Genomic DNA, 7,542 nt, shown 5'->3' with positions numbered 1-7,542 from the left:
CGTGCCGCCCGGCCCCGCCGCCTCGAGCAGCGCGCGCAGGTGCCGCTCGTCGACCGGCGCGGCGATCTGCCGGGCCAACCGCACCGCGACGACCATGCGATCGCGCGCCGCATTGGCGAGCCGCAGCCGCGCCGCCAGCGCCACCGTGTCGCCCTCGGTCCAGGCCGCCAGCGCCGCCAGGAACAGCGGCGCCGTCGCCGCATCCCGCACGGGCCCACCAAAGCCCGCGGCGAGGGCGTGCAGCCGCGCGAAACCCGCGAGATCGACCGCCCGCCCGAGCAGCCGCTGGGCGAGGCCGACGTCGCTCATCGTCGCCAGCGTCGCCGGGGCCCCGACCGCCACCACCAGTTTCAGGGTCTCCTGCCCGATCCGCTCGGCCGACAGACCGGCGAGCCCGTCGCGGGCCACGATCGTCGCCGCGAGCCCCGCCGGGTCGAGCCCGCCGCGACCATAGGCGGCGTGGAAACGGAAGAAGCGCAGGATGCGCAGGCGATCCTCGGCGATTCGTTGCGCCGCATCACCGATGAACCGCACCCGCCCGGCGCGGCAGTCGGCGATGCCGCCGACGAAATCGTGGACGACCCCGTCGAGCGAGGCATAGAGGGCGTTGAGGGTGAAGTCGCGCCGCCGCGCGTCCGCCTCCCAGTCGCGCCCGAAGGCCACCGTGGCGTGGCGGCCATGGCTCTCGACGTCGCGCCGGAGCGTCGTCACCTCGAAGGGATGGCCCTCGACCACCACCGTCACCGTGCCGTGGTCGATGCCGGTCGGCACCGGCTTCAGCCCGGCGGCCAGCGCTCGCGCCGTCACCACCTCCGGCAGCGTCGTGGTGGCGACGTCGACGTCGACCACCGGGCGATCGAGCAGCGTGTTGCGCACCGCCCCGCCGACCACCCAGGCCGTGTCGGTGTCGGTCTCGATCGCCGCGAACAGCCGCAGGAGGCGCGGATCGGCGAGCCAGGCCGCCCCGGCGATCGAGGTGGTCGCGACCGGGGTCACCGGAACTGCCCCGGAATCAGCACGCCGTTCTCGAACCGGTCGGGCACATAGACGCCCTCGGGCTTGCCGCCGCCGAAGGCCACCAGCCCGAGCATCGCCGCCGCCACCAGAATCAGACCGACGATCGACAGCCCGACGATCGGTGCCTCGGACCGGAACAGTTCGGTCGACAGGGTCCGCCGGCGTGCCGCCAGGATCAGCGCGAACACCAGGAAGGGGGAGAGGAACAGCGCGATCTCGATCGCCGCCAGCCGGATCATGGTTCGCTCCCGTTGACCGACCGTTCCGGCGTCCCCGGAGCCGGCGGGGCGCCGACGCCGTAGGTCCGTTCGAAGATCTGCCGGATGATCCCCGCGGTCACCCCCCAGATATGGCGCTCGCCGAACGGCATTTCATAGAAGTATCGTCGTCGCCCCTGCCACTCGCGGTGGGAGACGCGGTGATTGCCGCCGTCCATCAGGAACGACAGCGGCACCTCGAACACGCCTGCGACCTCGTCGGGATTGGGTTCGAGGGTCAGCCCCGGCCGCACCACCCCGAGCACCGGCACGATGCGGTAGCCGCTGTTGCTGGCGTAGGGCGCGAAACAGCCGATCGGCACGACATGGACCGGATCGAGGCCGATCTCCTCCTGCGCCTCGCGCAGCGCCGTGGCGATCGCGTCGGTATCCTCGGGATCGATCTTGCCGCCGGGAAACGCCACCTGACCGGCATGGGCGGCGAGATGGGCGGTGCGCAGGGTCAGGATCACCCCCGCCTCGCCCGGATGGGCGACCACCGGCACCAGCACCGCGGCATCGCGCAAGCCGCTGCGCGGCGGCGAAAGCGTCGGGTCGAGCGAGCCGTCGCCGAAGGCCGGCAGCAGCGGCAAGCGGGACGGATCGGTGACGAGATGCGGGCGGGCGAGATCGAGGAAGGTCTCGACGTCGAAGTCCGGCCGCGGGCCGGCGCCCCGGTTCGCGCCGCCGATCGCCGAATTCATGCCACCGCCTCGATGTCGGCGACCGGCAGGATCGGCCAGAAGCGACCGCCGCTCCACACCCCGAACCAGCGGTGCCCGTCGACCGAGGCCTCGTCGCCGAGTTCCACCAGATCGTAGAGCACCGGTCGGGCGAGCCGCGCCTCGAGCCCGCCGCGCACCGTCAGATAGGGTTTCAGGCCGTGATTGCGCGGATCGACGGAGAAGCGCAGCGGATGGGCGGCGTCGGCGGTCACCACGTCGTCGACGTTGGTGCGGAACACCAGCCGCTGGTCGACGCCGCCGCCCTCGACCTTCATCTCCACCGCCACGAAGGGCACATCGTCGACCCGGATGGCGCACATCTCGACCGGCGTCACCAGCACGGTGCGGCCGTCGGGTTCGCGGCGCAGGATCGAGGCGAACAGCTTGACCATCGCTTCGCGGCCGATCGGCGTGCCGCCGTAGCTCCACACCCCCTCGGCGTCGATCCGCATGTCGATGTCGCCGCAGAACGGCGGATGCCAATCGTCGACCGGCGCCGGTCCACGGCCCGTCGGGATCCGCCCGAACCGCGCCGAAAGCCCGGCGAGATCGCCGCCCGGCTGGCCTCTCCCCCTCGAATCGTCGGTGTTGGTCATCGCCCGGGTCCGTCCGAAATGTCGCGCAGCGACGCAGTCGATGCGAGGATCGCACGCTTTCGGGATGCGCCGCAGCGGCGATCCTGTCAAACTCTTCGAAGCGACGAAAGAGAATCCCGTCCCGGCGACCGCCGGACGCGGGGATCGCAGCAAGGTGTGAAGACGAGCTCATGACCGAAGTGACGGCCGAGACGGGCGACGCGATCGTCCGACGTGCAGAGCGCGCGATCGAACGGCTGGCGCTGGTGCGCACGGCCATCGCCCGGGTGATCTACGGCCAGGAGAGCGTCGTCGAACGCGCCCTGGTGACCCTGCTGTCCGGCGGCCACGGCCTGCTGGTCGGCGTCCCCGGCCTCGCCAAGACCCGTCTGGTCGAGACCCTGGGCCGCGTCCTCGGCCTCGACGCCGGCCGCGTCCAGTTCACCCCCGACCTGATGCCCTCCGACATCCTCGGCTCGGAAGTGCTCGATCAGGCCCCCGACGGCGCCCGCTCGTTCCGCTTCCTGCGCGGCCCGATCTTCGCGCAGCTGCTGATGGCCGACGAGATCAACCGGGCGAGCCCGCGCACCCAGTCGGCGCTGCTCCAGGCGATGCAGGAGCACCACGTCACCATCGCCGGGCGTCGCCACGACCTGCCGGCGCCGTTCCATGTGCTGGCCACCCAGAACCCGCTGGAGCAGGAGGGCACCTATCCGCTGCCCGAGGCCCAGCTCGACCGTTTCCTCATGCAGATCGACGTCGACTACCCCGATCTCGCCACCGAACGGCGCATCCTGATCGCCACCACCGGCGTCGCCGAGCCGCGTGCCGAGGCGGTCGCCGACGCCGCCGAACTGGCGGAACTGCAGCAGCTGGTGCGTCTGATGCCGGTCGGCGAGAGCGTCGTCGAGGCGATCCTGACGCTGATCCGCTCGGTCCGCCCGGCCGCCGCCGACGCCCCGCGCGACGACATCGCCCGTCACGTCGCCTGGGGACCGGGGCCGCGCGCCGGTCAGGCGCTGATGCTGACGGTGCGCGCCCGCGCCCTGCTCGCCGGCCGCCTCGCGCCGTCGCTCGACGACGTCGCGGCGCTGGCCGGTCCGGTGCTGCAGCACCGCATGGCCCTGACTTTCGCCGCCCGCGCCGACGGCGTCGTCGTCGGCGATCTGATCGCCCGCGCCGTGCGGCGCATCGCCTGAACCGTCCCGTGGAGGGTCGAACCGCTTTGGCGTCCCCGACGTCCCATCCGATCGGTCAGGGTCACGCGCCGGAGGCGTTCCGGTCGCTGGTCGATGCCCGCGATCTCGCCGCGGTGCTGCCCGATCTGCTGGTCGAAGCGAGCCGGGTCGCCGCCACCGTCGCCTCCGGCTGGCACGGCCGCCGCCGCGCCGGTTCCGGTCAGGGCTTCTGGCAGTTCCGCCCCCTCGGCTCGGGCGAGTCGGCGGCGGCCGTCGACTGGCGCCGTTCGGCCCGCGACGACGTCCTGCACGTGCGCGAACGCGAATGGGAGGCCGCCCACACCGTCTGGCTGGCCCCCGACCTGACCCCGTCGATGGCGTACCGCTCGCACCTCGCCGCGGTCTCCAAACGCGACCGCGCGGTGGTCCTGGCCCTGGCGCTGGCCGACCTGCTCGGACGGGCCGGCGAACGCATCGGCGTGCCCGGACGGCTCGCCCCCCGCCCCGACCGCCACGCCGCCGAACGCCTCGCCGTCGCCCTGGTGCGCTCGGGTCCGGCCGACGCGGTGCCCGACCCCGGCCCGATCGCCCCCTTGGCGGAAGTGGTGGTGATCGGCGACTTCCTGGAGCCACCGGAACGGCTGGAGACCCGGCTGGCGGCGCTGGCCGCGACCGGCGCCCGGCTCCATCTGGTGCGCATCGTCGATCCCGCCGAGGCGCTGCTGCCCTTCGCCGGCGAGGTCGAGTTCGAGGACCCCGAGAGCGGCGACCGCCTGCGCCTGCCGCGCGTCGAGGATCTCGCCGGCGCCTGGGAGGCGCGTTGGCGCCGTCACGGCGCGGCGCTCGCCGACCTCGCCCGCGGCGGTCGCCGCACCCTGGTCACCCATCGCACCGACCGCAGCGCCGCCGAGGCCCTGCTCGCCGTTCATGCCGCGCTCGGCGGCGCCCGCCACGGCGTCGCCCCGCCGCGGGCCGGCGATCGCGAGGGCGAACCATGAGCGCGCTCGCCTCGCTGATCTTCGGCTCGCCGCTGGCGCTCGCCGCCCTCCTCGCCCTGCCGGCGATCTGGTGGCTGTTGCGGCTGACGCCGCCGCGGCCGCGCCGGGTGGTCTTCCCGCCGACCGCGCTGCTCGCCGATCTCGATCCCGCCGACCGCACCCCGGCCCACACCCCGTGGTGGCTGACGCTGCTGCGCCTGACCCTCGCCGCCCTGCTGATCGCCGCGCTGGCTCGTCCCGAATGGCGCCCCGACCCCGAGCCCGCGCTCGGCAGCGGGCCGCTGTGGCTGATCGTCGACGACGGCTGGCCGGCCGCCGCCGGCTGGGAGGAACAGCGCCGCGCCGCCGAGCGGATCCTCGCCGACGCCGCCCGCACCGGCCGCCCGACCACCCTGGTCGGCACCGTCGAGGGCGCCGCCCAGGACTTCGACCCGCAACCGCCCGAAGACGCCGCCCGCCGCCTCGCGGTGCTCGGCCCCCGCGCGCTGCCCGACGACCGTCCCGCCCTCCTCGCCGGCCTCGCCGCGGCGGCGGCCCGCGCCCAGCCGGGAGCGGTGGTGTGGCTGACCCACGGCGCCGATCTCGACCCTGCCGGCAGCAGCGCCGGCTTCGCCGAAGGCCTCGCCCGCCTCACCCCCGACGCGGTCCGCCGCCTGTCGCGCCCGGCCCGGCTCGACACCGTGGCGATCGCCGATCTGGAGCCGAGTACCGATGCCCTCGCCCTGCGCCTCGTCCGCGCCGCGACCGAGAGCGCGGCGACCGTCGCCCTGCGCGCCCTCGATCGCCGCGGCCGCGTCCTCGCCGAGGTCGCCGCCCCCTTCGCCCCCGGATCGACCGCCGCGACCGCCCGTTTCGCCCTGCCGCGCGCCGTGCTCGACGAGATCGCCCGGGTCGAAGTGGTCGAGCCGACCGGCGCCGGCGGCGTCCGTCTCCTCGACGAGAGTTCGCGGCGGCGCACCGTCGGCCTGATCGGCGGCTCGGGCAGCGATCGCGCCCAGCCGCTGCTGACCCCCGAGCACTATCTCGAGGCGGCGCTCATCCCCTTCGCCGACCTGCGCCGGCCGCGCGCCGGCGAGCTCGCCCCGGCGGTCACCGAACTGCTCGAGCCCGGCCTGTCGGTGCTGATCGCCGCCGATCTCGGCGGCCTCACCGGCGAGGTCGCCGCCCGGATCGAAGCCTGGGTGAAGCGCGGCGGCGTGCTGGTGCGCTTCGCCGGACCCCGCCTCGCCGCGGCGCGCGGGCCCGATCCGCTGTTGCCGGTCGCCCTGCGCCAGGGCGAACGCAGCTTCGGCGGCGCCCTGTCGTGGAGCGAACCGCACGGCCTCGGCCCCTTCGCCGCCACCGGCCCCTTCGCCGGCCTCGCGGTGCCCGGCGACGTCCGCGTCGCCCGCCAGATCCTCGCCGAGCCCGGCCCGGAGCTCGCCGAGCGCACCTGGGCGAGCCTCGACGACGGCACGCCGCTGGTCACCGCCCAGCGCCTCGGCGAGGGACGGGTGGTGCTGTTCCACGTCGGCGCCGACACCTCGTGGTCGAACCTCGCCCTGTCCGGCACCTTCGTCGAGATGCTGCGCCGGATCACCGCCCTGGCGGTCGGCGGCGCTTCGACCTCCAGCGGCGCGGCGCTGCCGCCGTGGCGACTGCTCGACGGCGCCGGCCAGCTCGGCGCCCCGAGCGCCGAGGCGCGACCGCTGGAGCGCACCGGCGGCGCCCTGCCGAAGCCCGACCGCAGCCATCCGCCCGGCCTCTACGGCGACGATCTCGCCTTCGTGTCGCTGCCGACCTTCCGCCTCGGCGACCGGCTCGCCCCGCTCGACGCGGTCGCCGGCTTCACCGCCACCGTCCGCCGCGCCGACGAGAGCCGCGATCTCGCTCCGGCCCTGCTGGTCGCGGCGCTGCTCCTCGCCCTCCTCGACGCCGCCATTGCGCTCGCCCCGCGTCTGCACCGGCCCCGCCGGGCCCCGGTGCACGGCCTCGTCGCTCTCTTCCTCGCCGCCGCGCTTCTCGCGACGCCCGATCGCGCCCAGGCCGCCGACGCCGATGCCTTCGCCCGCGCCGCCGCCACCTCGACGCGCCTCGCCTATGTGGTCACCGGCGATTCCGAGACCGACGACGTCGCCCGCCGCGGCCTCGTCGCCCTCAGCCGGGCGCTCGGCGAACGCACCGCCCTCGAGCCCGGCGAGCCGGTCGGCGTCGATCCGGCGCGCGACGAACTGGCCTTCTTCCCCATCCTCTATTGGCCGATCGCCCCGGGCGTGGCGATCCCCGACGCCCGCGTCCTCGGCCGCGTCGACGCCTACATGAAGAACGGCGGCCTCGTGGTCTTCGACACCCGTGACGCGGTCGACGGCGCCGCCCCCGGCCGCGCCCGTGCCACGCCGGCCGGCGAGGCCTTGCGCGCCCTGTTGTCGCGCCTCGATCTGCCCGAGCTCGAGCCCTTGCCGGTCGACCACGTCCTCGGCCGCACGTTCTTCCTGCTGCGCGACCTCCCCGGCCGTTTCGACGGCGGTCGCCCCTGGGTCGAGGCCTCCGGCGGCGTCGAGGGCGACGGCGCGCCGCGGCCGCTGCGGGCCGGCGACGGCGTCTCGTCGATCCTGATCACCGGTGCCGACTGGATCGGCGCCTGGGCCGAGGACGACGGCGGCGACCCGCTGCTGCCGGTCCAGAGCGCCGACCCCAAGGCCCGCGAAATGGCGATGCGGGTCGGCATCAACATCGTGATGTATGCGATCACCGGCAACTACAAGGCCGATCAGGTCCACGTCCCGACCCTCCTGCAACGGCTCGGCCGATGA

7 protein-coding genes are annotated in these 7,542 nt (G+C 74.8%); 3 read left to right on the top strand and 4 right to left on the bottom strand.

What is annotated here, in order from left to right; translation table 11 throughout:
* The 4 genes from EYW49_RS11795 to EYW49_RS11780 all read right to left on the bottom strand — a co-directional run.
* Nucleotides 1-996 (bottom strand): CCA tRNA nucleotidyltransferase (locus EYW49_RS11795; RefSeq protein WP_407695473.1); only part of this gene is annotated, 996 nt, incomplete at its 3' end.
* Nucleotides 993-1,256 carry a DUF6111 family protein gene (locus tag EYW49_RS11790; protein ID WP_131309767.1) on the bottom strand — a complete coding sequence of 88 codons (264 nt, stop codon included), beginning with the start codon at nt 1,254-1,256 and terminating at the stop codon, nt 993-995. The genes EYW49_RS11795 and EYW49_RS11790, both read right to left, overlap by 4 nt.
* A complete protein-coding gene (locus EYW49_RS11785; RefSeq protein ID WP_131309766.1) occupies nt 1,253-1,978 on the bottom strand; it encodes a CoA pyrophosphatase in 726 nt (241 codons plus the stop codon). Before EYW49_RS11785 ends, EYW49_RS11790 begins: the two co-directional genes overlap by 4 nt.
* Nucleotides 1,975-2,595 (bottom strand): DUF1285 domain-containing protein, encoded by a 621-nt coding sequence (locus EYW49_RS11780; protein WP_131309765.1) that lies wholly within the window; start codon nt 2,593-2,595, stop codon nt 1,975-1,977. The genes EYW49_RS11785 and EYW49_RS11780 overlap by 4 nt, the downstream gene beginning before the upstream one ends.
* Nucleotides 2,596-2,765: 170 nt before the next feature.
* Between EYW49_RS11780 and EYW49_RS11775 the strand changes: the two genes are divergently transcribed.
* From EYW49_RS11775 to EYW49_RS11765, 3 genes are read left to right on the top strand one after another with little or no spacing between them, the layout of a single operon-like run.
* A complete protein-coding gene (locus EYW49_RS11775; protein WP_131309764.1) occupies nt 2,766-3,773 on the top strand; it encodes an AAA family ATPase in 1,008 nt (335 codons plus the stop codon).
* 50 nt (nt 3,774-3,823) lie between these two features.
* Entirely contained in the window at nt 3,824-4,750 is a 927-nt protein-coding gene (locus EYW49_RS11770; RefSeq protein WP_131309780.1) for a DUF58 domain-containing protein, read from the top strand.
* On the top strand, nt 4,747-7,542 hold the full coding sequence (locus tag EYW49_RS11765) for a DUF4159 domain-containing protein (protein ID WP_131309763.1): 2,796 nt from the start codon (nt 4,747-4,749) through the stop codon (nt 7,540-7,542). Before EYW49_RS11770 ends, EYW49_RS11765 begins: the two co-directional genes overlap by 4 nt.

The sequence above is a fragment of the Siculibacillus lacustris genome, from assembly GCF_004328075.1.
GTDB lineage: Bacteria > Pseudomonadota > Alphaproteobacteria > Rhizobiales > Ancalomicrobiaceae > Siculibacillus > Siculibacillus lacustris.
The sequence above is the reverse complement of the archived record's forward strand: the minus strand, read 5'-3'. Positions and strand labels throughout refer to the sequence as shown.